Origin of the sequence: Bacillus sp. RO2, from assembly GCF_012911845.1 — a bacterium.
In the GTDB taxonomy this organism is placed as follows: domain Bacteria; phylum Bacillota; class Bacilli; order Bacillales; family Bacillaceae_I; genus Sutcliffiella_A.
On record NZ_JAAXCU010000031.1, the window covers coordinates 73757 to 100239 of the forward strand.

The 26483-nt window shown below is 39.1% G+C and carries 23 protein-coding genes and 1 pseudogene; 8 read left to right on the forward strand and 16 right to left on the reverse strand.

Features of this window, described 5'->3' with window-relative positions; all coding sequences use genetic code 11:
• Positions 1–12: 12 nt before the first annotated feature.
• From HF078_RS07050 to HF078_RS07110, 13 genes and pseudogenes are all read right to left on the reverse strand, one after another.
• A pseudogene (locus HF078_RS07050) lies at positions 13–393 on the reverse strand (UPF0758 domain-containing protein); the annotation flags it as partial.
• 72 nt (positions 394–465) lie between these two features.
• Positions 466–1023 carry a Maf family protein gene (locus HF078_RS07055; protein ID WP_169290486.1) on the reverse strand — a complete coding sequence of 186 codons (558 nt, stop codon included), beginning with the start codon at positions 1021–1023 and terminating at the stop codon, positions 466–468.
• 163 nt (positions 1024–1186) lie between these two features.
• Complete coding sequence (locus HF078_RS07060) at positions 1187–2305, reverse strand: SPOR domain-containing protein (protein WP_169290487.1); 1119 nt, start codon at positions 2303–2305, stop codon at positions 1187–1189.
• Between the two features lie 165 nt (positions 2306–2470).
• On the reverse strand, positions 2471–3181 hold the full coding sequence (locus tag HF078_RS07065) for a pilus assembly protein PilO (RefSeq protein WP_169290488.1): 711 nt from the start codon (positions 3179–3181) through the stop codon (positions 2471–2473).
• The gene (locus HF078_RS07070) at positions 3178–3831 is read right to left on the reverse strand and encodes a PilN domain-containing protein (RefSeq protein WP_169290489.1); all 654 of its coding nucleotides are present in this window, start codon (positions 3829–3831) and stop codon (positions 3178–3180) included. Before HF078_RS07070 ends, HF078_RS07065 begins: the two co-directional genes overlap by 4 nt.
• The gene (gene pilM / locus HF078_RS07075; protein ID WP_169290490.1) at positions 3828–4811 is read right to left on the reverse strand and encodes a type IV pilus biogenesis protein PilM; all 984 of its coding nucleotides are present in this window, start codon (positions 4809–4811) and stop codon (positions 3828–3830) included. Before pilM ends, HF078_RS07070 begins: the two co-directional genes overlap by 4 nt.
• 29 nt (positions 4812–4840) lie before the next feature.
• Entirely contained in the window at positions 4841–5587 is a 747-nt protein-coding gene (locus HF078_RS07080) for a prepilin peptidase (RefSeq protein ID WP_169290491.1), read from the reverse strand.
• Positions 5588–5595: 8 nt separating this feature from the next.
• Positions 5596–6087 (reverse strand): type II secretion system protein, encoded by a 492-nt coding sequence (locus tag HF078_RS07085; RefSeq protein ID WP_169290492.1) that lies wholly within the window; start codon positions 6085–6087, stop codon positions 5596–5598.
• Positions 6088–6182: 95 nt separating this feature from the next.
• The gene (locus HF078_RS07090; protein ID WP_169290493.1) at positions 6183–7391 is read right to left on the reverse strand and encodes a type II secretion system F family protein; all 1209 of its coding nucleotides are present in this window, start codon (positions 7389–7391) and stop codon (positions 6183–6185) included.
• The gene (locus tag HF078_RS07095; protein ID WP_169290494.1) at positions 7384–8430 is read right to left on the reverse strand and encodes a type IV pilus twitching motility protein PilT; all 1047 of its coding nucleotides are present in this window, start codon (positions 8428–8430) and stop codon (positions 7384–7386) included. Before HF078_RS07095 ends, HF078_RS07090 begins: the two co-directional genes overlap by 8 nt.
• Positions 8431–8440: 10 nt before the next feature.
• Entirely contained in the window at positions 8441–10111 is a 1671-nt protein-coding gene (locus HF078_RS07100; protein ID WP_169290495.1) for a GspE/PulE family protein, read from the reverse strand.
• Between the two features lie 22 nt (positions 10112–10133).
• The gene (locus tag HF078_RS07105; RefSeq protein ID WP_169290496.1) at positions 10134–11573 is read right to left on the reverse strand and encodes a VanW family protein; all 1440 of its coding nucleotides are present in this window, start codon (positions 11571–11573) and stop codon (positions 10134–10136) included.
• A 35-nt stretch (positions 11574–11608) separates the two neighbouring features.
• Positions 11609–11905: a hypothetical protein gene (locus tag HF078_RS07110; protein WP_169290497.1), complete on the reverse strand. Its 297-nt coding sequence runs from the start codon at positions 11903–11905 to the stop codon at positions 11609–11611.
• Between the two features lie 101 nt (positions 11906–12006).
• Between HF078_RS07110 and HF078_RS07115 the strand changes: the two genes are divergently transcribed.
• The 3 genes from HF078_RS07115 to HF078_RS07125 are packed head-to-tail and all read left to right on the forward strand — an operon-like array spanning position 12007 to position 15073.
• On the forward strand, positions 12007–12699 hold the full coding sequence (locus tag HF078_RS07115; protein ID WP_169290498.1) for a type IV pilus modification PilV family protein: 693 nt from the start codon (positions 12007–12009) through the stop codon (positions 12697–12699).
• Positions 12683–13330, forward strand: a complete 648-nt coding sequence (locus tag HF078_RS07120) for a type II secretion system protein (RefSeq protein ID WP_169290499.1) — start codon at positions 12683–12685, stop codon at positions 13328–13330. The genes HF078_RS07115 and HF078_RS07120 overlap by 17 nt, the downstream gene beginning before the upstream one ends.
• Positions 13331–13351: 21 nt before the next feature.
• The gene (locus HF078_RS07125; protein ID WP_169290500.1) at positions 13352–15073 is read left to right on the forward strand and encodes a hypothetical protein; all 1722 of its coding nucleotides are present in this window, start codon (positions 13352–13354) and stop codon (positions 15071–15073) included.
• Between the two features lie 44 nt (positions 15074–15117).
• Here HF078_RS07125 and HF078_RS07130 read toward each other — a convergent pair whose 3' ends face one another.
• Entirely contained in the window at positions 15118–18075 is a 2958-nt protein-coding gene (locus HF078_RS07130; protein WP_169290501.1) for a VWA domain-containing protein, read from the reverse strand.
• A 166-nt stretch (positions 18076–18241) separates the two neighbouring features.
• Between HF078_RS07130 and HF078_RS07135 the strand changes: the two genes are divergently transcribed.
• The gene (locus HF078_RS07135) at positions 18242–18748 is read left to right on the forward strand and encodes a sigma-70 family RNA polymerase sigma factor (RefSeq protein WP_169290502.1); all 507 of its coding nucleotides are present in this window, start codon (positions 18242–18244) and stop codon (positions 18746–18748) included.
• The gene (locus HF078_RS07140) at positions 18741–19880 is read left to right on the forward strand and encodes an anti-sigma factor (RefSeq protein WP_169290503.1); all 1140 of its coding nucleotides are present in this window, start codon (positions 18741–18743) and stop codon (positions 19878–19880) included. The genes HF078_RS07135 and HF078_RS07140 overlap by 8 nt, the downstream gene beginning before the upstream one ends.
• Before the next feature lie 39 nt (positions 19881–19919).
• Here the strand turns inward: HF078_RS07140 and HF078_RS07145 are convergent, their stop codons facing one another.
• Positions 19920–21653 carry a sensor domain-containing diguanylate cyclase gene (locus tag HF078_RS07145; RefSeq protein WP_346775319.1) on the reverse strand — a complete coding sequence of 578 codons (1734 nt, stop codon included), beginning with the start codon at positions 21651–21653 and terminating at the stop codon, positions 19920–19922.
• A gap of 107 nt (positions 21654–21760) precedes the next feature.
• Positions 21761–23038, reverse strand: coding sequence for a bifunctional folylpolyglutamate synthase/dihydrofolate synthase (locus HF078_RS07150; protein WP_169290505.1), 1278 nt, complete (start codon positions 23036–23038; stop codon positions 21761–21763).
• Between the two features lie 178 nt (positions 23039–23216).
• Between HF078_RS07150 and HF078_RS07155 the strand changes: the two genes are divergently transcribed.
• Genes HF078_RS07155 through HF078_RS07165 form a run of 3 tightly spaced genes read left to right on the forward strand, consistent with a single transcriptional unit; the run spans position 23217 to position 26328 of the window.
• Positions 23217–24122 (forward strand): ATP-grasp domain-containing protein, encoded by a 906-nt coding sequence (locus HF078_RS07155; RefSeq protein WP_169290506.1) that lies wholly within the window; start codon positions 23217–23219, stop codon positions 24120–24122.
• Positions 24119–24997 (forward strand): ATP-grasp domain-containing protein, encoded by an 879-nt coding sequence (locus HF078_RS07160; RefSeq protein WP_169290507.1) that lies wholly within the window; start codon positions 24119–24121, stop codon positions 24995–24997. The genes HF078_RS07155 and HF078_RS07160 overlap by 4 nt, the downstream gene beginning before the upstream one ends.
• Positions 24994–26328 (forward strand): bifunctional folylpolyglutamate synthase/dihydrofolate synthase, encoded by a 1335-nt coding sequence (locus HF078_RS07165; RefSeq protein ID WP_169290508.1) that lies wholly within the window; start codon positions 24994–24996, stop codon positions 26326–26328. Before HF078_RS07160 ends, HF078_RS07165 begins: the two co-directional genes overlap by 4 nt.
• Positions 26329–26483 lie beyond the last annotated feature (155 nt).

Here is a 26483-nt window from a genome sequence, read left to right on the forward strand (position 1 = left end):
TAATGTTACTTATACACAGACAAAATGTTCTTGTGATAAAAAGCGCATATCTTCCATGACAAAATTCGCTGCATCTTCAGGCGACCGGATGACATACCTGTCCTCATATTGCAGCCGGTGAATTCTTCTCCCAAGCTCCACCGCTGCCATTAATTGGACAGCCTTTACCTTCCCAATACCTTTTGTGTCCGTAATCTCTTCAATAGAAGCGTCTTTTAACAATCGCAGCCCTTCAAAGTTCACCAACAACTTGTTTGCAAGCTGCAGAACCGATTCCTCTTTGGATCCTGTTCTAAGAAGAATTGCAAGTAGCTCATGATTAGACAGACTTTTTGGTCCATCCTGGATCATTCTCTCTCTTGGACGTTGATCTTCAGGGTAATCTTTAATCATCAGTGCGGTGGATTTAGTGGATTCCAATACATTTTCCTCCTTAAGTAAATGGAGGGTCATGCTACGGTCATTTTATCGAAAACTTTTCAATTCACGAACCGTTCTTGAAAGCGGAAGCCCCACAATAGAAAAGTAATCTCCTTTAATTTCTTTTACAAAAAGAGCTCCTACTTCTTGAATACCATAGGAACCTGCCTTGTCCATCGGTTCTCCTGATTGAATATAGAAATCAATATCCTCATCCGTCAGGTCCCAAAACGTAACAGATGTTTTTTCATAAAAAGTTACTTCTTTTTCCTTACTGAGAATAGCCACTCCACTGATGACATGATGGGTAGTCCCACTTAATGTTCTTAAGGTATCTCTTGCTTCTTCTTCACTTTCCGGTTTTCCAAGAACCTTATCACCAAGGACGACAATCGTATCAGAGCCGATCACAACAGCTTCTTGATTTTCTTGGAACACACTTTTGGATTTTTGATAGGCAAGAGTAGTGGCGATGTCTTCTGGTGTTAATTCTGGGTCAAAAGTTTCTTCGATATTGCTGACCTTCACTGTAAATGGGAGATGTACTTGTTGAAGAAGTTCCTTTCTTCTGGGGGATCCTGAGGCTAATATAAGAGGTTTCATGATTTATCACCTTCCGCAAATAGTTAGAAATTTCGAGAGATACAGGTTAATCCTATCATAAACAAACTTGTAAGAACAAATATCTTATAGCGTTTTGGAAAGATTGTTTTTTGGACAGAAAAAACGCCTCAAAAATTGGTTTTTGAGGCGTTGAATCTACTTTTTAATATAGAAACGCGGTTGCGTCTAATAGTTTTTGTTGGGCGTTCCATAGTGTTTCTGCGTTATTGGATTCCTGGTATGACTTGATGTCTTCAAAGGCGCCGGCAAGTGATGATTTCCAGCCTTTTGTTGCGTCTGTTAGTTCTGCCTCTTTAATGGCTGCTACCTTATTAAAGGAAGCATTTAGACTTTCTGCTGTTCCGCTGTCTAGCGAGCCGCCTTGTAAAAGTAGTGCAGTTGCCACCGTTAATTGATTGTACAGCACTTGACCTTCTTGCAGTAACAGTGTGTCCTGTTCGGTAAGGGAGTCCATTGTTTTTTCTGAAAGAGTCAGGTCTTTTGCAAAAGGTTCAAAGCCTTTAGCCTGGACCCCCGTTGCAATTTGTTTCATTCCCTCTACACTGTGTCCTACCGCCATCCATACAAAAGTAGGTTCAGATCCAACAGCAACTGCGGGGAAACCGGCAGCTTTCAATCTGGCCATTTCTGCATTTGCACCATCCATTGTGGAGAAAGCACCAGCTTGAAGAACAGATATACTTTGAGCAGGGATTGTCGCAGTTCCATCTCCATTGACTACAGACGGACTCTCGGGTGTTTTAGTTGTGTCTGTTGTAGGAGGAGCAGCTGTAGGTATAGAAGGATTCACTGGTGATTCTGACATGTTCATGACGCCAAGAATGAGAAAGCCAAGGCAAGTACCGATTCCGATAGCCATACCAATGGATACTAGTAACTGTTTGGAGAAGGATGGAGGGATCAATTTTTTCTTTTTTCCAAATGGGGCTGGACGCACTTTCGATCCTTTTCCTTTTTCCTTATTAAGTTGGCGGAGATCTTCAATATAAGAGGGCTTAGTTGAAATATCTTTACTGTCTTTAGTTGGTGTTGGTGTTTCTTTTGGTAGAACCCATTCAAATTCTTCTTCCTTTTTCTCTGCTGCCGCAGCGGATTCATCCACAATGATAATCGGCAATTCCTCTTCTGTGAGATCTTCCTTTACCGGAACCTCTTTTTGTTGAGGTTGGACACTTTCCTTTCTGTTCTTTTTCTTCTTTTTGCCGTGGCCGGATGAACTTTCTTTCCCGTTAATTTTTATTTTCAATTGGTGATTGTCCACTTTTCCCACCTCCGTGTACATTTGACAATTTTTGTCTTGGTCAGATTTGTTTCATCCTATCATAGGCCATAAAAAAAAGAACAAGACTTTTGTCGTCTTGTCCTAATTCTTTTCCGACACTTTCTTTGACGGAGTTACTATTTCGACCATTTCCACGGAAATAATTTAATCATTGTCGATAAATGGATTAATTCGGTTAGCAGGTTCAGGGACTGACAAAGGAGGCAGCTCCTCGATTAAATCATCCAACTCAGGGTGATAGAAGGCTGTAAGCGTAACAGAATAAGTTAATGGTTGCAGTTCCTGATCTGTTGATGTGACTTCTGGCAGACCGGTGAAACTCACCGATTCAATCTGGGTAATTCTAGTTAAACTCTCTAAAGAACTAAGAAAGGAGGACAGGTCTTCATATACTTCCGATTCGACGGACAAGTTGACTGTTACTTTTTTCAACCCTTCCGGAAGATATGCCTCTTCTTCTACTGTCTCGTCCTCGTCATCATGCATCGTCTCATACTCTTCTAAAGTAGTAGAAGCAGGAACAAATTCCCCTTCTCCAAAAGACATATTTACAATAGTACTCTCAGATAACACTTCTGCTTTTTCCAATTCTAAAATGAGTTGTTCTAGAAAAGGAGTAACAGGAATTTTTCGTTGCAGTTCAACTGTTGTATTTCCATTTGCCTGCGCAGTTTCTTCTTGTTGTTCCAGGACTTGAATAAGCTGCTCTTCAATTGCTTTTTCCTGTTGAAGTTGTTCAGCTCGTACTTCCTTTGGTGCATAGGATAAATAATAGAAGCCTGCAATGCCCAATACAATAAGGAGAACACAGGAACTAAGAAGAACATAATGTTTGCGTTCTAGTTCAATCATCATAGATCTTCTCCTCCGTCCTCGTCCGTTTCTGTATCAGTTTCAGTTTCCGCGCCATCCTCTGTTTCGTCCTCTTCTAATTCATCCATTGCTTGAAATGCAGTTCGGTCAAACCCAAGAGTGAATTGACCAACATATCTAGGCAGTACATCCACCGCTTCTTCTTCGCCTACTTCAACTGTAGAAATAGAAGAAAGGTCAATCGAGTGATATTGAGGTGACTCATTTAAGTGATAGAGAAAATATGCTGCATCTTTTGACTCGTCAAACTGAACGGAAAGATTTAATAGTCCTGTTTCATCATAAGAAAAGCTTTGGATGAATCCGCGTTCTGGTAGCAACCTGATCAAGTCCTGCATGACCGGAACCATTTCAAGAGGATACTCTTCTGCCCAAGCTACCGTGTCTTCTAGACGCTGTGCCGAGGAAGAATTTTGAGGGCGGTTCATTGCCTCTTCTTTTGCAATTCTAAATTGCTGAGTCATCTCAAGATCCTGTTCCGCCGTCTCCACATCATTATTCACCATATTAGAAAAAGTAAAAAGAATGATTGCCACAAACAATAGGAAAAAGGCACAAATGCCATACACAAGAGGTGTGGTGATATTTCGTGATTTTCTCTTTGGTAATAAGTCGATATCAACTAGCATCATTGCACCTCTTTTAATGCCAACCCTAAAGAATAATAGTATTTCGGGTCAACCGTCTCTTGGTCTTGTGTATAAACAACTTGTTCAAACGTATCTACTTTTACAGAAATTTTTTCTCGGAGTTTTGATAATATTAATGGGAAATTTGGATGGTCGCCATGAAGAAGAATGCGATTTATCTCTTCATTTCCTTGATTTAAGGAGTAGCGGAAGAAGTTCATGATTCGCTCCACTTCCACAATAAAATCTTCTAAGAAGACATTAAATTGAACTATATCCCCTGCCCATTCCAGCTGCGTATTTGTAACCGATACTTCCCAAACCTTCATGTCCTGAGGAAAAGCAACCGTGCGCATAAAAACAGGAACATGGTTGACGAAGATGCTTAACGTAATACAGCTTACATCAAAATGAACGACTAACAGGTGATCCTGTTCATTTCGTTGACCGAACTCATAATAGAGGCGGTACAGACAGAGAGATGAAACATCTGCCACTGCTGGTTTTAATTTACTTTCTTCCAGTAAAGTGGACATTTGAGTGACGACTTCTTCTGGGGAAGCGAAAAGGACAAGTTCTGTCTTTTCCGACCGCTGAAGTACATGCACATCAAATACTGGATCCTCAAAAGGTAAGTGAATGGTGGAACCTAACTCCAAATACAAGTGACCAATTATTTCATCATCCATAATGTTAGACGGGATGGTCAGTTTTCGTGTGACAACATATTGATCTGGCACGACAAAACGTACATGCTTTCGTTTAAGTCCCCAATCCTCTACACATTCTTCTAAAATCAGACGAAAAACATTTTCGTCGACAATTTTCCCATCACGAATGATATTAGGCGGCAAAAAACGCTCATTTGTGCGTTTAACGGTGAGAGGATCCAAATTCTTCAACTCTACCATTCGAATGACATGGTCACGGATAATAATATTTATGAAATTGTTTTGCTTTGGTTGCAGAAACGAGAATTCCATCCAGAAAGCTCCTTATGTAAGATGTTTTACTAGAAGAGTAAAGTAAAATACCAATTCAGTATTTGTTCCCCTTTAAAATAAGTAATAACTGCAGCGAGGGCGATAGATGGCCCAAATGGAAACGGGACACCTCTTTTCACTTTTCCTAACAGCATTCCAATTAGTGCCGCAATCATGCCGATTAGTGATGAAAGAAAGAATGTAAGTATTACTAATTCCCAGCCTAAAACAAAACCAAGTACAGCAAATAATTTAACGTCCCCACCACCCATACCGCCTTTGGAGTTGATGGCGACCAAAAAGGGAATCATGAATCCAACTGCCATTCCTATTAGATGCTCGGGTATCGTTTGGTACGGAATGAAAAAACGTTCTATGATAAAAAGTCCTAAAAAGAAAAGTAAAATCTTGTTTGGGATAATCATATAATGCAAATCTGATATGACAATGATAATCAACATAGAAATGAAGGTCCAAGCAACAATCAGTTCATACGTCCATCCCATCAAAAGAGGAGCGAGGACAAAAAGTACAGCCGTTAATAGCTCGAATAATGGATAAATAGGAGACACGGACTTATGACAGTGCCGACATCTCCCTTTAAGAAAAACATATGAAAGGACGGGTACTAAATCTAGCCCCGTCAATGTGGTCTTGCAATTTGTACAATGTGATCTTGGTGTAACGATTGATTCACCCTTTGGAATTCGTAGGCCGACTACGTTGTAGAAGGAGCCTAGGAGGAGGGCAAATAGTATTATGATTATATGATACATAATGTAAGTTATTTTACTGATTCTCTAGTTAAAGAGCTAATTGAAACCGGATCAGTTAAGGTAGTTCCAGTTCTTACTCCTCGTGGCTTACTATTTACAAGGTATACACTTTCAGGTTTTCCTCCAACAATCTTTACGTAAGATGCTCCTGTTCCTAAGCCAGCAACAGAATTTACTATTGTTGTAGATGTACCTACTGCATAAGTTCCATTATCAGGATCTTTCAAATCTTCAATATAATTTTCCGCTTGCAAGTAATTTAAACTAACGTACCAATCACCGCTTTGATATTTCGACTCCCCAGTTATTGCTAATCTTGCAGAATTAGCCATCTGCTGTGCATTCGCAACATGTGCATCCTTCTTACTATTATCTATCAAACCACCAATACTAGGTATAGCAATCGCAGCAATAATCCCCAAAATAACAACAACTGCTAGTAGCTCGATAAGGGTTAATCCTTTTTCGTTCTTTAGCATTTTTCTACATTTTTGTAACATCGTAATTTTCCTCCCTAAATGGAAATATGTAGTATCATATTCTACTATCATTCTATTATACTGTCTTTCAAATTTCAATAAGATTTTACACGTTTCTACATTTGTATATGATTAAAAATATCAAACATTGGAACTAGTATAGACGTGACTATAGTCCCGACTATTACCGCAAGCACAACAATCATTAATGGCTCTATTAAACTTTTTAATCTATCGGTCGCATAATCAACTTCTTTTTCATAGAATTCCGCAATTTTATCCAGCATAGAATCCAGTGATCCTGTGCTTTCTCCAATGGTGATCATCTGCGTTACGAGTGGTGGGAACGCCCAGTGTTCTTTCATTGGGCCTGTTAGTGATTCCCCTTTTTCTAGTTCCATTTTACTATCAGCAAGCACTTTCGCGATGACTTCATTTTCGACAATTTTTTCAACGATTGATATTGCTTGTAAAATAGGTACGGAGCTGGAAAATAAGGAACTGAGAGTCCTAGTCAACCTGGCAATAACCGCTTTTTGAAGTAGCGGTCCGAAAATAGGTACACGCAATAAAACATAGTCAATATAGTACTTTGTTTGCTTCTGTTTATTCATCGCCATCAGGCCTGTTACAGCACTAATTATCAACAACAAGAATAGCCACCAGAAGCTTTGCATCCACTCACTCGCGCCGAGGACGAATCTCGTAATCAATGGTAGATCCGCTCCAAAATCACTAAACATTGCAACGAATGTTGGAACGACACCAACAAGTAAGAATATAACTACGCCGATTGCTATTACCCCTAGCACTAGTGGGTAAGTTAATGCTGAAACTATTTTTTGTCTTGTTTCATTCTGTTTTTCAAACTGTGTTGCGAGGCGATCTAGCGTATCATCAAGGGCTCCACTTGCTTCCCCCGCTTTGATCATGTTTATGAACACCGTAGAAAAGATCTTCGGATGCTTGGCTGCTGCTTCTGATAAGGGATTTCCTTGCTTCATTTCTTCTTCCACATCAAAAAGAACCCGTTTTAATACCTTACTAGAGGTTTGTTGAGCTAGAACATTTGTCGCCTCTACCACTGATATCCCTGCACGGATTAGCGTGGAAAACTGGCGAAGAAAGATAACAAAATCACGAAGTTTGACGGGGTTTCCTAAGGTTATTTCTTTTGTAAAAATAGACTCAGGTACCTCTTCTAAATTCATAACACGTATTCCTTTTTCTTTTAGGGCGACAAAAGCTTCACGGCGTGAGCTGCTTGTAATGTTTCCAGTTTGTTTGCCGGCTGTATTTCTGCCGGTATAGGTAAACCTAGGCATGATGCATCGACTCCTGTAAAAAGCTTTCGGCTGACAAACGACTTATATTTCCATGTTGAATGAGTCTTTTAATACTCATATCAAGTGTGTGCATCCCTTGAGCCTTGCTAGTCTGCATCACGTTTTGAATTTGATGAATTTTTTCGTTGCGGATAAGATTGGCCACTGCAGGTGTATTGACTAAAATTTCGGTGGCCACTTTTCGTCCTTGTCTATCGATGGTTGGAAACAGCCGTTGTGAAACAATAGAAACCAGTACGGACGCAAGTTGGATACGGATTTGCGCCTGCTGAGGGCCAGGGAATACATCAATAATACGGTCAATGGTTGATGGTGCACTTGTTGTATGCAGAGTACCAAGTACAAGGTGCCCCGTTTCTGCTGCCGTAATTGCTGTTTGTATTGTTTCTAAGTCGCGTAATTCTCCAACCAAGATGATATCTGGATCTTGACGCAAAGAAGCACGTAAACCTGATGCGAAGCTTCTTGTATCAATACCCACCTCACGTTGATCAATCATGCATTGATTATGCCGGTGCAAATATTCAATCGGATCTTCCAGTGTAATGATATGCTTTTTCTGGGTTTTGTTCATAAAGTCAATCATGGAAGCTAATGTGGTCGACTTCCCACTTCCTGTCGGGCCTGTTACAAGAACCAGTCCTTGAGGCTTGTCCATCAGTGTTTGAAGAATGGATGGTAGTTGCAATTCTTCCAATGACGGAATTCTAGTTGGGATAATACGTATTGCTATCGCTACAGAGTTTCGTTGCCTGTACGCATTTACGCGGAATCGTGAAATTCCAGGTACACTATAAGAGAAGTCCAGTTCCCCTTTTTCTTCAAAGCGATCCCACATAAATTCAGGTATCATCTGTTTTGACAATTTTTCCGTGTCTTCAGGGCTAAGCGTGTCTTCTCCGTATCGCTTGAGTTCTCCATTGATACGGAAGACAGGAGGCACACCAACCGATAGATGAATGTCAGATGCTTTGGATTCATATGCTGCATGAAGCCAATTATTAATTTTTTCAATCATCCTCATTCACCTACTCTGATAAAGCGACACGTAATATTTCTTCAGTTGTCGTCAATCCTTTTTTCACTTTTTCAAGACCGTCATCAATTAAGAAAATGGTATCAATTTCATTTGCAAGGTCTCTAATTTTTGAGAAAGGTTCGTTGTTCATAATGAGTTTTTTCATGTCATCATTTATTACCAACAACTCGTGAATTGCCAGACGGCCTTTGTAGCCAGTCATATTACAAGTCCCGCAACCACGGCCTCTTGATATATGGTCAATCGTTAAACCGCGTTTCGCAAAAATTTCTATTTCCCTTGCGGTAGGTTCTTCTTGTTTAACGCAATCACGACATACTTTCCTTACTAAACGTTGTGCCAATACACCATTAATGGAAGAAGCTACAAGAAAAGGTTCTACCTGCATATCAATTAATCTAGTAATAGTACTAATCGAATCATTAGTATGTAAGGTACTTAAGACTAAATGACCTGTTAAAGAAGCTCTAATAGCTACTTCTGCCGTTTCACGGTCACGAATTTCCCCTACCATGATAACGTTTGGATCCTGACGTAGGATTGCCCGCAGCCCTTTAGCAAAGGTCATTCCAACATTCGTATTGACTTGGATCTGATTGATCCCTTCCAATTGATACTCAACAGGATCTTCTACCGTGATAATATTTACCTCTTCATTGTTAAGATTGTTGAGTGCAGCATACAAGGTAGAAGATTTACCGGAACCAGTAGGGCCTGTAATTAAGATGATACCGGTTGGGCGATTGATCAGTTCCATAAAACGGTCGTAATTTTTCCCATTGAAACCCAGCTGTGAGATATCATTTAATGTACTGCTCATATCAAGAATTCGCATTACGATCTTTTCTCCAAATACGGTTGGAAGTGTTGAAACACGCACATCTACAGGGTGATAATCTACGTTTGTCTTAATACGGCCATCCTGTGGAATGCGGTGCTCGGTAATATCCATTTTCCCCAAGATTTTTATTCTTGCAATCAACACATTTTGCGTATGTTTTGGTAATGTCCTTTCCGTGCGTAGAACTCCGTCTACTCGATACCTCACCACAACCTTCGTCTCGTGTGGATCAATATGTATATCACTTGCTCGTTGCTGAATTGCGTTCTGTAATAATTGGTTTACGATACGAACAATTGGAGAGTCCTCTTCTGTCACCCTCTCCTCTTGGACAACCTTTACTTCCTCTATAGAGTCAAATCCAATAAATAAATCGTCTATAGAATCCGTTGAATCGTAATATTTCGTAATGGAACGTAGAATATCATCTTTTGTCGCGATTACTGGTTCCACTTCAAAGCCAGTCGATAACCTTAAATCATCTATAGCAAAGAAATCCATTGGATCTGCCATCGCAACGAAAAGCTTATCATGTTCTTTCTTTAAAGGGATAAGTAGGTTTCTCTTAGCGAATTCCTTGGATATCACATGTATTAGCTTTTCATCAAAAGGATACCGATATAGGCTAACATGGGGAATTCCCAGTTGGAATTCCAAAACCTCAATTAGCTGTTGTTCGGTGATATATCCCTTTTGAAGCAGTACATCTCCTAATTTCTGATCTTTTGTTTTCTCTTTTAGCGTGCTGTGAAGTTGTTCCTCCGAAATGATTCCGGCATCAACAAGGAGATCACCGAGGCGTTTTCTTATTTGAACCATTTTAACAGATCATCCTTTAGTTTTATTTTCCTGTTCCTTGCCCAGGATTAGATGGCGCAGTAGTACCAGTGTTAGATCTTCCATTTCCATTTTCAGGACTTGATGGGGTAGTGTTTTTTTCAGTACCTGTACTTACAGAAGTGTTGGATTGGGTACTTCCCGACGAGTTAGTATTGTTACTTGTGTTCGTATTAGATCCTGTATTCGAGGTATTAGGACCACTTGCACCTGAAGGAGTAATCGTATTACTATTCGTACCAGTATTAGAACCAATATTCACAGGGGGAGTAGTAACAATCGGATTATTTACTACCACTGGCTTAGACAGGCTGTGTTGCTCCACTCGTTGGATTGGAGCATAAAAATCCTCACTGTAGACGGTGGTTTCTACCACATTTCCTTCCATGTCCGTTGCAGTCCTTACAAGATGGATGTATGTCCCGTCCCGACCATTTTCTTTTACATTTTTCCTATTGCTTGGAAGTGTAGCTGAATATTGAACAATTGTTTTGGGAGAGAGGGTCTTTCTTTCCACCTGAGTTACAACATACTCATATGGAAGTGGCCCACCATTTAATTCACCTGAAATTTTGGAGTTGCTTGTCTTGAATGATAACTTATAATCATTAGGGTTTGGGTTATGGAAAACAAAATCCATTTTATCCTTTTGTATAAGGACTTCGTACCCTTCAGATGCCCATAATGGCATCTCAATGGAAATGTGCCTCTCTGAAATATGGAAGTTTGTAGAGCCAATAAGTTCATATACTAAAGATGCAAAGATACTTGCTGCTTCATCTGATAGATTAGTATGTTCATTCTTTATCCACTCATTAACAGAAAAACTTGTGTTCCCAGGAATAATGAATTCTAGATTCCCAAACACTTCCGTCATTTCTTCTACACTAGATGTTCCTGATAAAGATACTTCGGCAATCAAAGATGTTTCTCCAGCTATCCCCTCTTCTGTTAAATAGTTTGCTAGAGAAAAAGTATGGTCGCCTTCTTTTAGCTGTGAAGCTACCTTTTCCAAATCTTTTTTCAAAGTTTCTGAATCTAGCGATGAAAAAATATCACTGCTCTGTGCAATCGTCTCTATTTGTTCGAGTAATTTCCCTATAGGTAGTTTTACTCTCAACCCGTTTTCCGATCCGCTTTCCACAAAATCAATTGTTTCGGGTATTTGATAGATAAATGCGTCTTTTGGAAATGGAAGAAGTTCACCTGTCCATTCGAGATAGATCGTGTCATTTGTAACCCATTCATTTTTTGCTTTTTCCAGTTTTGCAGCTGCTTCGTCTTTTGAGTGGTTACTTACTTCTTCGGTAGCAATCATGGTCTCTTCCGCAAAAGAAGTATTCTCTGGAAGCCACTTTCCTGCCAATATCCCCCCTATTTGTGAGAATCCAAAAACAAATCCGGTACAACCCATTAGGACAATCAATAATTTTAAGCTCCGCATCCTGCAACCCCCGTTTTATTCTCTTTAAAAAAAATTTATTTATTATCTGTACCTTGATTAGTTGAATTATTTTCATCATAAGGAGTAGTGTTAATGAATAATGGTAATCGTTGAAGAAGAATTGCAGCTAGAAGTAGAAGAAACACCATTAAGATAATACTGTGCCATAAAGTAAACATATCAATTATGTATAAGCCGATTAAGCTAACTAAAAGTGAGATCCCAGGCAACAACCATTTTCCTGTCTTCGTTAACTTTAATGGAACCAGGAAGAAAAATAATAGTAACAGGAAAAATGACACTAATGCAATTCCATAAATAAAAAACTCCAAAATCTCACCACTTTCTATCTATTTTTACAAAAATTGTAGAACTAAGTAGACTATTGTTATTGTATAATAAAGATAGGTAATTTGAAATAGGAGAATCATAGATGAAAAAACTTTTTAATCAACAAAATGGTTTCACTTTATTAGAGGTATTGCTTTCCCTGACTATACTTTCTGTTGTTGTTATTGGGATGATGAGCTTCTTTCATAACAGTTACAATTATGTGAATGAAAATGAGGATAAGACCATTGCTGCGCAGATAGGCCGTAATGTTATGAACTACGTGGAGAAACAAAATTACAATAAGTTCAATGGGTACTTGTCTCACGAGGTTGATTCAAATGAAAATGTACATATCATTGCACTAGATAAAACTTATTGTGACAAAGAAGTTACGATCAAAAAAAACAATGACTCTCCAGCAAGTGATGCCACCTCAGATGGTATTGTCCTTTTTGATAATAAAGAGCGTTGCCTGTCCATATTAGATCCTTTAATTAATAATGAAGTTTATTCATCTAAGACTGACATTTCGATTTTTTTGATGAAATACAATGATTCCGAGACGCTATCATCTTTGTCAAATCTAATTTCCAAAGATGACCCTTCCGTTCATAATCTTCCTGCAAGTATTAAAGAATTGATTGATAATGACAAAGAAAACTTCAGTAATTTGCTGCAGCCAAATGAATTTATCCATGACCATCTACTAAAAGTGTATGTAGTGCTAGAGTGGAAGGATAAAAGAGATGATGTCGTAATCCAGGGAGTACTAAGCCATGAAACGATTAGATGATTGGAAACAGGAAGATGGTGTTACGTTATTTGAACTACTGGCTGTCCTAGCAATCAGTGGTATTGTTCTTAGTACAGTCTATGGAGTTTTTATCACTGGCATTAACTTATATAAAAAAATAGGTATTGAAAGTCAACTGAAAGAAGAAGCAGACTATATTGTTGCCAACGTATTGAACGAATTCTATGCTTTTTCGCCAGATGATGTAGTCTTTGATGAAAATACAAAAGAGATATCTCTTTTTAGAAAAACGGAACTTCAATTAAGTAATAAAGATTTTGTTACTTCAACAGAAAAAGATAGTGCTAACATTCAAAAGGTGGAACTTCAACTAGTGGATAACTCTCTTTCAGGAAAGGATATACTTCTCACCACTACTTTATTAGTTGATGATGAAATGACAGAAAGATCTGTTAAACTAAATAACGATAAATATCATATCAAAGCGGTTAAAGATGAAAAAGGTGCAGAATTGCCTATTTTTGATTTCCAATGTACAAGTTTGGAAAAATCTTCATGTAAAGGTGGCATAATAACCTTTCAGTTTAGCCTTTCTCATGAAATATATAGTAATGAGAAAAATAGATTGTATGTAGAACCAATAGAATTTTATAACAAGTTCGGATATTAATAGTGTATGAGGTGTGTTCAGATGAATGAAAAGGGATCTAGTCTATTAGTGGTTTTGATTACTGTTACGGTGTTCATGATATTGGGAATCTCCCTTTTAACCGTTGCACTGGGTGGTACTATCAGAACACAAGTTCAACTTGATAGATACGAAAATATTTATGAAGGAAAAGAACAACTTGACTTCCTCATTGCAACATTTAAAGAACAAGTCGTAGACATACCCCTTAAAGCAGAAGATTTACCATCTAATTATCAAACCTCTCTAGATAGGATTACAGATGGCCTTCAGAAAAAGTACCCTGACTTCACAGTAAAAGATATCACTAATCTTTATACTGACCAGAAACAGGAGCTTTTTACAAGAATTTATGAGTTTTCCGTTGTAAATGGCGAAGCACCCAATACAAAAACCGTTAAGAAACGGATTGTATTATCTCCTGCACCAAGTTTTCTAGACTATGCTCTTGGTTCTTATAGTGCTTCAGAGGAAGAAGGACGACTAAATATTCATGGCTCTCCTAATGTGGATGGGGATGTCATTGCAAATCACTTACTGATAAAAAATGAAGCAGAGTTTAAAGATTTAAACGGAGATGGAACGGCTTCTACTCCTTTTGCAGCAATTAACGGAAATGTTGATGTGCAAAAAAACATTACTGTAAAGGACACTCTCGTTGCAAAAGCAGAAATTAATATCCCAGCAGAATGGTTACCTACTGACAAACTCCTTCCATCATTTTTTTATCAATCTGACAAGCCAGAAATTTTTCCAGGGAACGAAGATTTTGTTCATGTTGATTTTAAACAGACTTATTTAAGGGTGTTAAATGAACAATTGTCTCTACCTGAGCCTGTCTTAACCTCAGATCTTGATACAGAAGATTCTCTACAGGCTATCCGCAACAAGGTCATTTTGTTAGATGAAAGTACCTTGCCCCAAGTCATGCAAGGAGATAATATACTGCTTGATATGGGAACGATTAATAGTATAAACGGGCCCATTGTTTACCATCAACCTGTCGCCATTAACAGCGCAGTAGGTCCCATAGTATTAGATAAAGAAATGGTGATAAACGGAGATTTATCCATTACTGCCGCGTTCAACAACTCCGTTTCTATCAAAAAACCTCTTGTGGTTGTAGGAGATCTAACTATAGACATGGCAGATACTCCTGTGGATATCACCGGGACAGTAGTTGTACATGGAGATCTAATAATTAATGGAAATGAAGAACCCCTAGGCGCAATAACAGAAAACGATACAATTAAATTTGATAGTGTGATATATGCTTATGGAGAAAGCTTTATCTCTAATACTAATATCGAGGGGATTGAAGAGTCAAAACAGTTAGTTCTTTTCTCAAACGGGCCGTTAACCATCACGCGGATTAATGAGTTCAACGAATTTAAAATTGAACAAGAAAATGAAAACATCTACGACTTGTCTAATGAAACCACCCCGCTTAAAGCTTTTTTCTATACCGAAGACAAAGCGACTCTGTATGGTGTAGGATCAATGTTTCATATTCATGGAGGGTTATTTGCCAAGAAGGAATTAATCGTTAACGCTTTCCGAGGCAATACTGGACGGAGTAAAGTTATTACTCCAGCCCAAGTTCAGGAAGGAAGGAAAACACGTTTTCAAGTAGTTCATGACCCAAATGTACTTGTCAGTCAAGTATCAAGATTACCTATAGCAGACAGATTAAGAGTTATAGTAGATGACTCAACGGTAAAATAATCAAGGAGCTCCTTAAGCGTAGGAGCTCCTTGATTTATTTATAATCACCATTCATATTTTGAAGGATGACTCCCTCCATCATCTTTCTCCTCTACCATAACGACGGTAGAAGCACGTATAGAACTATCCTCGGTGGATGTCACAGTCACCATTACAACACCTTTAGACATACCCACTCCGTTTCCATTTTGTTCTATTGCAAAGATAGAAGGATCACTCGAATTCCAGACAACCTCCACTTGTATTCTTCCAATTAAATCTGGAGGGTTAATACTTACTTGACCTTGAAGGTTTAATGAATCATCTACCTCGATAGTATAGACTGGCTTTTTGAATTCAAGCGTATAGTCTGGAACCTCTACCACCCTAATGATGGCCTGTTTCGTAAGCTCCTGACCTTGCAACGAAGCAGTAATGGTTACCACTCCGACTCCTTTTGCAGTCACTACACCAGAAGAGTCAACTGTAGCCACTTGATTATTAGAAGAGTTCCAATTCAATTTTAAATCAATTAGACCAGCTGCACCTTCAAAAATAGTTCCTATCTGCTGCGATTCTCCAATAAACATTTCGTCAAGATAATTAAGGCTTAAGTCGTTCACACCATTGTAATTTAGGATGACTGTCTCCTCAAAGGGAGTTCTTATAAATCCTCCATTTGCTTTAATTTGAACAATGGTTTTTCCGTATTCGCTCACAGAATACAGATATTCATACGGATTGATAGTTTGCCAATTAGAGTAGATTAATGAGCCTGGCTTTTTAAAGCGAACTTCATATTGACTCTGAGTTGAAGAACCAGGGACAACTTTATCAAAATACACTTCCGCTTGCTTATTGAATGCGTATTCTCCGTTATCTCCGATAGACAGTTTGTTCAAAGAATCTTTTAACCTGACAGCTACTTGAGGAGTTAACGGGAATTCCCTTGTCGTCCCATTGGCATATTTAATAGTAATGGACCTTTTCCCTTCCCCAAACTCCATAGAATAGATAGGGTTAATGAATGCTTCATTATTATTGTCACGAAGGGTGATGGATGACAATAATTGTCCTGTTCCTTTATTGTATTTACCAATATTTCCTGCATGGTTGCCACGATATTCCACTACAGGATTGATATCCCCATCTACTAGTTTAATAACCATTTCTATTTTTTCTAGCGGCTTGTTGGTAACAACAGCTGTTTTAGACTGATTTTCATTGTCTACAAAAGATATGATTGGGTCAGGTAGAGGTTGGGCATTGAAACTGTGTATGCCCTTTACTGTCATAGACAGCTTTTCATTTTCTTTTGAGAATTGAAGATTACCATTAACAGAGTTATAACGAATTGCATCGATATTATAGACAATTTCAGTAGAGCCGTCACTCAATTGATTTTCAATCATTCCGTCTTTTAGTTCTGCTTTTAAACCAGCAGGTAACTTCTGCTTTAACTGGATGTTCTTTAAAGAACCATTGATTCCGTTTGCAAGCTTACCATAAGGTTTAATGGTGTATTCTATTGAAAAGCTGTCCCAGTTCTCATTCGCCACATTTGATTTTTGCAAACGAATGATGTCATTACTTTTTGGCGCTTCACTTGATAAACTCATATTTAATTCAAAAGATGGAGCAACTTGATCCTGTACGGACACTTTTACTTCCTTAGAATAGGTGTATCCTGTTGGTTTGCCTTTAATGTCGGTGTATTTCCATTTTACTTCAAAAAAATAATCACCACGTGCACTGAACTTTAATGGTAGGTTTGGAACGGATACTACCCCGGGAGGCTCTCCTACATGATATTGGACACGACCGTTAGATGGAGTAACCATTGCGTATGTTTGCCCATTCCTTTTTTCTACTTTAATTCCAGGTGCTTCTTCAACAGAAACGGTTTCTGGAATTTTCACTTCAATTACTACATTATTTAAAGATGGAGTATCAATTTCATTAACCAATGCTTCAAATACTTGATTCAGATCTGTGCCTCCCGCTTCAATGGCCATCGATTCACCATTGCTTGTTTTGCTGGCAAGCTTGTTTAAATAGTTGATGCTGGCTTCCCCAAAACCAACTGGGTATAGGATGATTCCACTTTCTTTTTTTGTAATATTTGTTGCGACTTCTTGAGCATGGTTTTCTATATAGACCTTGGCGTCGCTAGCAAACTTAATTTTATTTCCTGCATGATTAAAGGTATTAGGGTTTATCTTATATGTTCCATTTGTATATATTATAAATTCTCTATCTGATGTGTCTTTATGGTTTTTTATTAAATCATATGAGTAGCTTTCCGTTTCTTCCCTACAGAAAATCCATACACATTTTTGGATGACTTTTTCATATTCCCCTAGAGGTTTATCCTTGGTATAAAGGACTGTCGGTTCACCGTCTGTCAGGAAAATTATTACTTGTTCCCTGGAGCCATCTTTATACTTCTTAAGTAGATCCTCTGCTGCTTGAAGGGAAGCACTATAATTGGTACCACTGAGCGTAGTACCTTCAGGAGCTGTAATGGTTTTAACAACATCACTTATTTGATTAATATTTGAGGTAAGGTCTTGTCCATTAAACTTCCTGACTGTTTCCTTACTATTAAATTCGACTAAACCAAATCTATCTTTATTAATTCTTTCTGCATTAGCTGCACTAAACACTGTCGCTGCAGTTTGCATTGCTTCCTTAGCCTTTTCTAATCGTGAAATATTCTTCTGCAACGAAAAATTCATGGAGGCAGATTTATCAAATACAAACACCACGTCTAATGGTTTCCTAGGATTTTCAAGGAGCATCCCTTCACGGAATAATTCAAAATTCAATGAAGTTCTTGCAACATTTTGATTTCCTTCTTTTTGAAGAATTAATTCTTTTCTAGCAGGTTCCACTTTATTTAAATTCAATGAGAGTTGGTCATTGTTGGTTGGAGTGGTCGCTGAAACAGAAATCGGTGAAAGTGACGAAAATAGCACCTGCACTATCAGTAAGCAGACGGTAACATGTATAATATATTTCAAAACTCCCCATCCTCCTAGTAACATTTTCCTATATATCTACAATTATAGCAGAACGACTTCTACAAAATACAACAATTATTATAGATTTTTCTAGATTTCTAAGTTTTTTCATTTTGCTTGAAACATTTCTTCATTTCAGCCGTTAGTGTTGTGAAAGGGGGGCCAGATGAAACAGTCCATTGATGATATTTATGAAGAGCATATGCAGGATATATTCCGGTACCTCCTTTCTTTGTGCAGGGAGCATCACCTTGCGGAAGATCTTGTACAGGAGACTTTTTTGCGAGCTTATTTATTTTTGGAAAATTACCGAGGTGAGGAAGTGAAGCCTTGGTTGTTCCGAATTGCTCATAATGCGTTTATTGACCACTACAGGAAACACAAGCGGACCATCGTGAAGGAACAAGGCTTTTTTCAACGCCTTTTTAGTAAGGGGAAAGGAACGGAACATGAAGTCCTCTTGAAGTCAGAGGTTGCCGAGGTGATGGACGCGATTAACACGCTGAATGAGCAGCAGGCGCAAGCGATCCTTCTCTATGATTATCACAGTTTCACCTATAAGGAAGCTGCTGAAGCGATGGGCGTTACGGATACGTACTTTAAGGTCCTGCTCTACCGCGCTCGCCAAAAAGTAAGAACCATTCAAGGAAAGGAGAACGACATAAATGAGTGATGACTTTAAGGATAGATTAGAACGTTATGATAAAGGCGAAATGACGCCCGAAGAAAAAATGGAGTTTGAAAAAGAAATGAGTGCCCAGGAAAAACAATGGATGAAGCCCACTTTGGAAAAAACGAAGCAACGAAAAATATTGCGTGCAAGCAAGTGGAAGGCGAGGATAGGGACGGCATTGACCGCCATCCCCATTCTACTCTTAATAATGATGGCCTCCTCATTCGTAACAACCATTTACTACCATGGTTTTTCTAAGGGCTTATCAGAAGACTATACACGATCTCAGAAGTTGGCTGATATCATCAACTTCTCTCTATTAATAACAGACCCTTTTGCGGAAAAGTATGGGGCTGATACGGAAGTAGGAACTTTCTTTAAAATGGGAGTAGATAAGGAGTTAAGAAAGCAGGTCGGGAAAGAATTCTATACTGTTGGAGAAATGAATGTAGATTTCCTGTTTTCTAAAATGGGGTCAGTTGAGAAAAGGTATTATGGAACCAATGAAGATTCTCTAACAGAATTTCAACACCCTTCCCTCTTATCAGAATATAAATTTGATTCTACTCCAGAGTGGGAAAGGCTTGAAATGCTTCCTGAAGGAACAGTTGCTACCGCCTTTATTACCTTTAATGAGCTAATGTCAACGGAAAAAGTATTTGAACAATTTAAAGGGAAAGATCTTGAATTAATTTGGTTTCCAGTGGATGTAGCTGGTGAAGTGGACGATTATCATTCCATATCTAACATAGGTTTCCCAAATTATCCCATCTTTCACACTGATGATTGGACCCTTACTTCTAGAACAGAGGAACGTTCACTGTTCGCATCGACCATTACTGAAGGCAGGTCTGCACCTGCATATACAATAGGCGATGCAGACATGCTCCATGAACAGTTTTTAAAGACGCTTCACTTCCTGAAAGATTACCAAAAGGAATTCAACCAAATTCAAGTGATGCATAATGATATAGAGTTGATCGAAGTGGTCCGCTATCTCGAAAAAAATGACATATCTCATCATGGAGTGGTGATAACTGGGCCAACCAAAGAAGTTCTCTCCTTAAAAAGTGAAAAGTGGATCGGAGCAATTCAAGTGGACGAAGTCGCCTTATGGAATTGGAGTAACTAATAAAAAAACTCTCGCCAACAATGGACGAGAGTTTTTTATTTATGAAGTTTTCCGATACTCCGCAACTTTATTCCTGCCGGCTTTCTTTGCCCCAACATACATGGCTCTGTCTGCGTGGCGAATCAGATCAAGTGTGTCCTCGGCATCGTCTGGTGCTGTGGCGAACCCGATGCTTGCCGTTACTTTCACCATTTGAGCTCCTTGGGTTTCTCGGATATGCTGTTTCAATGCAAAGGATCTTGTCGCAAGGTTCACCCTGATGCGTTCGGCAAGTTCAAAGCATTGTCCTCGTTCCATATCAGGGAGTAAAATAACGAACTCTTCTCCCCCATAACGAGCAACTGTCCCTTTACTACCAACAAGGATGCTGAGCCTTTCTGCAACCTGCATAAGAATCTCATTACCGCTCTGATGTCCGTATACATCATTAATTTTCTTAAAGTGATCAAGATCTAACATCATAAGGGACAGAGATTTGGAATGTCCTTTGTTTAATTTATCGAATTCTTTATCTAATACACTTTCAAAAAAACGATAGTTGTATAGTTTAGTTAATGCGCAGCGTTCACTTTTTTGTTTGGTCTCTTGATAGTGGCGAGCTTTTTCCATTGCCACTCCAAAGTATGAGCAAAGGATATCAACAATCATCAATTGCGATTTATCATAAGTCCGTTTGGATGTGCTTGCTAGTAGCACAAGTCCTTCAATCTTATGATTTCGGATAACCGGAACACACATAAGACTTTCGATATTTACGGGAAGATGCGTTTTGGACATATGCTTCCACTCTTTTTTTGTGGAATAGCATACGCTTTTTCCACGTTTCAGCATATAAGCCAGAAGCTCTTCATCATCTGTATGCAAAACAGCATTTGCCTCCACGCTGTTCTGCATGTCCATGACGCGAAGGACTTTCATGATTTTTTCTCCATTCACATCAATGATGGCAGCATAATCCACCTTAAAGAGCGTCGATATTTTATCTAGGAAGACATCCAGAACTCCTTGTGTATCAAGTCTTTCCGTCAACTGATGTCCTACATCTGCTGCTTGCTGTAAGTGAACATTTACCTTTTGGCTAGAATGATAGAGTTGAAGAATAAGCGTAAGGATGACAAAAGGCAATCCTACGTATAGTAGTGCTATTGGACCAACTTGTTCATAAAGTATGTATAGGATCAAGCCTACGGGCAATACCATGATACTAGTAACAGCATCCCATTTGGTATCAGGTGTGATGAATTTGCTTTTACGTTCATAGATTTGTACTTGTATAAAATAAAGTGCCACTGTATTAAGCGTAAAATAAACTAGTTCATGCCCAAGAATCGGCGTGATGACACCAATGTTCAATAACCTCGTATCTCCTGGGGTCCCTCCCAATACATAAAATACGAAACCAGCAATTAAGGAAATGCTTGAAAACATAAGCATATTGATAGGAATTCTAAGTCTATTTTCCCTATTAAAGCGCATATAAGCCATCAATGCTAGGACGGAGACAAGGGTTACAATCATTTCAATGAATATACCGAAGGATAAGAGGGCTGCCAAGGAAACACCCTGTGCCAGAAACAAAGGTACCTCTCCGACGACGATTGGTATAAGGGCGAGTATGATAGCCAACGCCAGAAATCCAATAATATGCCACATTGGCAAATCTTCTAACACAACAGGAGAAAGCTGATATCCGAGCCATAAAAAGACGGGAACCATGACAACAAAGCTTGTCCAGATTACCACTTCTTTTTGGCGACTTACTGCTTGAACCACCAAACTAACCCCTCCCTTCTTTATCCTTTTTTCGACACACTTTCGCAATAATTAAATATTATCAAATTTTCTAACATTTGTCACAACAAAAATAGGATAATTATCCCTTATTTCTTTTCCCTGCCTTTTGTGAGTTTAGTCCTAATTTCTGAGATGAAATATAAGGAACCTGTAATCAGCAAAACAGAATCGGTCCCAATCCTTGATATAGCAGTCTGTAACGCAATTTCCCAATCCTCTTCAAACTCTTTTTTATGATGTTCGCTCACCTTACAAATGTCCTCTGCACGAGCCGCCCTTGGAAAAGCAAAGGAAGTGAAAATAATTTCATCTGCGATAGTTTCCAATTTTTCTACCATTATTTCAATTGGTTTATCTTTCAGGGCACTGAAAAGTACTACCTTTTTTTTATTGGAAAACTTCCTATCTATAGAATTCACTAACGCGTCAATAGCCTCTTCATTATGGGCACCATCAAGAATAATAGGAGGTACTTTTTGGACGACCTCAAATCTTCCAGGGTGCACGGCTTTCAATAGTCCGGCTTTTAACACACTCTCATCGTATTCCCATTCCCACTTTTCTATTAAAAGGAAATAAGCCATGATGGCCAATGATGCGTTGGCGGCCTGATGCTCTCCAAACAGGGATAGCGCTAATTCCTCCACGCTTTTCGTTGCAGATCGAAAAGAGAATCTCTCACCTTCTTCCATTTGATAAGAAAAATCTTCATCGATAAAATAGACGGGACTTTCTTTCAGCAGAGCTTCCTTTTGAATTACTTCTTTTGCCGCAGACTTATGTTCCCCGGAAATAATCGGAACCCCGTTTTTAATGATACCTGCTTTATGATAGGCAATTTCTTCAATCGTCGATCCAAGGAAACCAATATGATCATGTCCAACGTTAGTGATAATGCTAAGCACTGGTGTCATCACATTTGTGGAATCCTCTCTTCCCCCAAGCCCTACCTCAATCAATGCGATATCGACCTTTTGTAGTGTGGCAAAATAATAAAAAGCCATGGCTGTTTGCAGTTCGAATTCAGTTAACCCAGCTTCATCTAACCCATGTTTAGTAAACACTTCAATAATTTCTATCATTTCTTCATCTGATATGTATGTTCCATTGACAGAGAGTTGATCGTTGATAAATTGATAAGCTGGTGAGTGGAACACCCCTACCTTTAATCCCGCTTCAATTAATACCCCCTCTAAAAAACGCAAAGTAGATCCTTTCCCGTTTGTTCCACCAATATGTACGACTTGAATTTGATCTTGCGGATTACCGACTCGCTCTAAAAACTGGATAATCCTGTCCAAACCAAGATTTATTTCATTTTTTATTGTAAAATTCACTTGCTCTTGCAAAACTTTAAATGACAAAAACATATTAATCTCCTTTTTGCTAATAGGCATATTCTAATCTTCCCTGTTAGGTTAAAATTAATAATAAATATTAACGGGTACTCACTATTCTTCCCTTCTCAAACTATATATTAATAAAACATTTGGATACAACTGTTTTCAACAATAGTTATTATTGAATTTTGGAGGATCACACATGAAACATATAGTATGTTGGATTATTTATAACGGAAATCTTCCTGAGCAAAAATTTATCGAACTAGCAGAATGGTTTGATAAGGAAGCTAGAAAACATCATATTTCCACTAAGTTAGTAAAAAATAATGAACTGTTTCCGAGTGTAACTGATGGGAAGGCAATATTGAAAAGTGCTCCTCACAACCAGGAGCTACCAGATTTCGTCTTCTTCCTTGATAAAGATGTGTTACTTGCCCGCCACCTGGAAAAGATGGGAATTCCCGTTTATAACAGTGCCGCCTGCATTGAAATCTGTGATAACAAATCGCTCACATTTCAGACTCTAGCAGATCAAGGGATCCCAATGCCAAAAACACTGATAGCTCCAATGGTATTTCACGCTCATGAGAATGTAGAACCCTTTTACCATGCTGCAGAAATCCTAGGTTTTCCACTTGTTTTAAAGGAGGCTTACGGTTCATTTGGGATGCAGGTTTATTTGATTCAAACAATTGATGAATTGCTCATGAAAGTGAAGGAGTTAGGAAATCGACCATTCCTTATGCAAGAATTCATCGCTTCCAGCAAAGGCAAGGATATTCGTCTGAATGTTGTGGGAGATGAGGTGGTTGCCTCCATGATGCGTGTCTCTGAAACTGATTTCAGGGCAAACGTGAGTAACGGGGGAAGGATGTTGAAATATGAACCAACAGACACGGAAAAAGAAGTCGCGATTAAAAGCGCAAAACTTGTTGGTGCAGACTTCGCTGGGGTAGATCTCCTGTTTGCTGATGACGGCTCTCCACTTGTCTGTGAAATCAACTCCAATGCCCATATCAAAAATATCTTTGATTGCACGGGAATTAATGTAGCGACCTATATCGTTTCACATATTTTACAAAAGTGGAGAGAATCCAAGCAATGAAAATCAAAGGCTGGCTTATATACGAAACAGAACATGCAAAAAAGAATCAAGCTTTTATTCAATGGTTTTTGAACGAGGCAAAAGAGCTGGAAATGGAGTTAGATTTCATCCTGCAGTCCCGAATTGCGTTTGGAGTTCAGCATAATGAATTGGTCATTGTGTTAGATGGAAAAACAATCGACCCACCAGACTTTGTCATCATGAGAAACATCGATCCACTTTTTAATGAACAGCTAGAACGCATGAACATCCCTTGCTTCAACTCCCACCACGTTTCCGTAATTTGTAATGATAAAGCGAAGACCCATCAACACTTGGCAGGCAAAGGAATACCAATGTTGGATACGTATTTCACTACAACTGATGAACTCCTGACAGGAAACCTGCCTATCCCATTCCCGTTTATCATAAAAGCACGGACAGGCAGAGGCGGCGGGGATGTTTTTATGGTGGAGGGTGTTGAACAGTTGGAAGCAGTCCACACTCAATTATCTGCTCGTTCCATTATCCTTCAACCACTTGCCGGATCACCTGGTAAAGATCTACGAGTATATGTATTAGGGCGGACCATCGCTGGAGCTGTGCTTCGCTCTAATCCAAAAAGCTTTAAAGCCAACTTTACATTGGGTGGTCAGGCAGAAGCGTATACACTGAATGAAGTCGAACGTACAGTCGTAAATAAAGTAATTCAACAGTTTGATTTTGGCCTTGTTGGCATTGATTTTTTATTTGATGTAAACGGACGACTTCTCTTTAATGAAATAGAAGATGTGGTGGGTTGTCGAACATTATGCCTAACAAGTGACATCAATATTGTGAGAATGTACCTAGAATTTATTTTACAAAAGCTTGGATATGGAGGGGATCCTACATGACATTTCATACAATGAAGGAAGCTGTTCCTTATATCTACTCCTCCCTGCTTAAAGCAAAACCCTTTCAACGCGAGGAAAATGATGCGCTAACACGGGCGCCCTATTTAACGAAGGAACTATTGCACACTCTTGACCTTATCCCATCCAGTGACAAAGTTATCCTTGTCACCGGAAGTAAAGGAAAAGGCTCCACATCACGCATGATGGCTGCCATCCTCAAAAAGATGGGGTTAAAAGTTGGATTATTCACCTCCCCCCACCTGATTGATTATAATGAACGCATTCGGGTGAATGGGAAAGCAATCTCCGATGAAGCCTTTCTAACCTATATAAACCGGCATGTACCTACCATTGATACCATTACAGCTTCCATTGAAAATCCCCAACATTATCTTGGGCCGACGGGAATTTTGCTATCTGTCGCTCTTGCCCACTTTCAATCAGAAGCCACCGATATCAATGTCATAGAAATTGGCCGCGGCGGTACATATGATGACACGAATGTTTTGGAAAATAATTGGGCTGTTGTGTCAAAAGTGATGGAAGAACATTTAGGGTTCCTTGGGCATTCTTTGGAAGATATCGTGAGGCATAAAGTTGGGATTGTGAAAGAGTGTACGGACTATGCTGTAATTGGAAAACAGTCGGAGGAAGCGTTGGAGATGATGCGTGATTTACTTCGAAAGTCAGCGGCTTTTTTTGGTGAGGAGTACATGGTTTCAAACGTTTCTGCTAGCTTGAGAGGAAGTACTTTTACTTTACAGACCTTGTTTTCGAGGTATGAGGATCTTTTTCTCCCATTATTGGGATCCTTTCAAGTGGAAAATGCAGCACTTGCGATTCAGGCATGTGAAACAGTGATAGGACGAGCAGTGCCGAGCGACATATTGAAAGCAGCGTTACGGGAGTTAAGATGGCCTGGTAGACTAGAGGTGGTTGCTGACAACCCGACTGTTGTGTTGGACGGTTCCATTAACCGTGTTTCAGCTGCCTATTTAAAGGAAATCCTGCCTCTCGTAGATTCCAGGAAGGTCGCTACTATCATTGCGGTACCTTCGAATAAAGATTATGAAGGAGTCATCAAGGTGTGCAGTGAGTTTTCGAATATATTGGTTGTGACGACGCCAGATAACTCTCATAAGCTGTTTCCGGAAGATGCACTTGAGGTTGCCCTTAAATATCATGCTGGGGCGATGGAAGTTGGCTTGCTATCAGAGGCTGTTGCATTGGTGCGGACTTTTGAGCCTACTCTTATTTTCGTTGTTGGAACTCAGTCGATGATCGGAAGTGCCAAAGAGATTTGGAAGGATTTATTGATGGATATTGGATAGAATGACGCTTCGGTTACCTCTATGAGGGTCGCCGAAGCGTTTTTTAGTTGGATTTGAGGTTGGGTAGATTGGATGTTCTACATTTCCCGGATCACCTTCTACATTTCCCTGAGAAGCTTCTACCGTTTTGGCGAAACCTTCGACCATTAACTTGC

Coding starts and splice junctions, on each gene's coding strand:
- HF078_RS07085 (WP_169290492.1), bottom strand. CDS start 6,087: ATGTTACAAAAATGTAGAAAAATGCTAAAGAACGAAAAAGGATTAACC.
- HF078_RS07090 (WP_169290493.1), bottom strand. CDS start 7,391: ATGCCTAGGTTTACCTATACCGGCAGAAATACAGCCGGCAAACAAACT.
- HF078_RS07115 (WP_169290498.1), top strand. CDS start 12,007: ATGAAAAAACTTTTTAATCAACAAAATGGTTTCACTTTATTAGAGGTA.
- HF078_RS07095 (WP_169290494.1), bottom strand. CDS start 8,430: ATGATTGAAAAAATTAATAATTGGCTTCATGCAGCATATGAATCCAAA.
- HF078_RS07165 (WP_169290508.1), top strand. CDS start 24,994: ATGACATTTCATACAATGAAGGAAGCTGTTCCTTATATCTACTCCTCC.
- HF078_RS07120 (WP_169290499.1), top strand. CDS start 12,683: ATGAAACGATTAGATGATTGGAAACAGGAAGATGGTGTTACGTTATTT.
- HF078_RS07160 (WP_169290507.1), top strand. CDS start 24,119: ATGAAAATCAAAGGCTGGCTTATATACGAAACAGAACATGCAAAAAAG.
- HF078_RS07125 (WP_169290500.1), top strand. CDS start 13,352: ATGAATGAAAAGGGATCTAGTCTATTAGTGGTTTTGATTACTGTTACG.
- HF078_RS07055 (WP_169290486.1), bottom strand. CDS start 1,023: ATGAAACCTCTTATATTAGCCTCAGGATCCCCCAGAAGAAAGGAACTT.
- HF078_RS07155 (WP_169290506.1), top strand. CDS start 23,217: ATGAAACATATAGTATGTTGGATTATTTATAACGGAAATCTTCCTGAG.
- HF078_RS07100 (WP_169290495.1), bottom strand. CDS start 10,111: ATGGTTCAAATAAGAAAACGCCTCGGTGATCTCCTTGTTGATGCCGGA.
- HF078_RS07105 (WP_169290496.1), bottom strand. CDS start 11,573: ATGCGGAGCTTAAAATTATTGATTGTCCTAATGGGTTGTACCGGATTT.
- HF078_RS07140 (WP_169290503.1), top strand. CDS start 18,741: ATGAGTGATGACTTTAAGGATAGATTAGAACGTTATGATAAAGGCGAA.
- HF078_RS07135 (WP_169290502.1), top strand. CDS start 18,242: ATGAAACAGTCCATTGATGATATTTATGAAGAGCATATGCAGGATATA.
- HF078_RS07065 (WP_169290488.1), bottom strand. CDS start 3,181: ATGATGATTGAACTAGAACGCAAACATTATGTTCTTCTTAGTTCCTGT.
- HF078_RS07080 (WP_169290491.1), bottom strand. CDS start 5,587: ATGTATCATATAATCATAATACTATTTGCCCTCCTCCTAGGCTCCTTC.
- HF078_RS07070 (WP_169290489.1), bottom strand. CDS start 3,831: ATGATGCTAGTTGATATCGACTTATTACCAAAGAGAAAATCACGAAAT.
- pilM (WP_169290490.1), bottom strand. CDS start 4,811: ATGGAATTCTCGTTTCTGCAACCAAAGCAAAACAATTTCATAAATATT.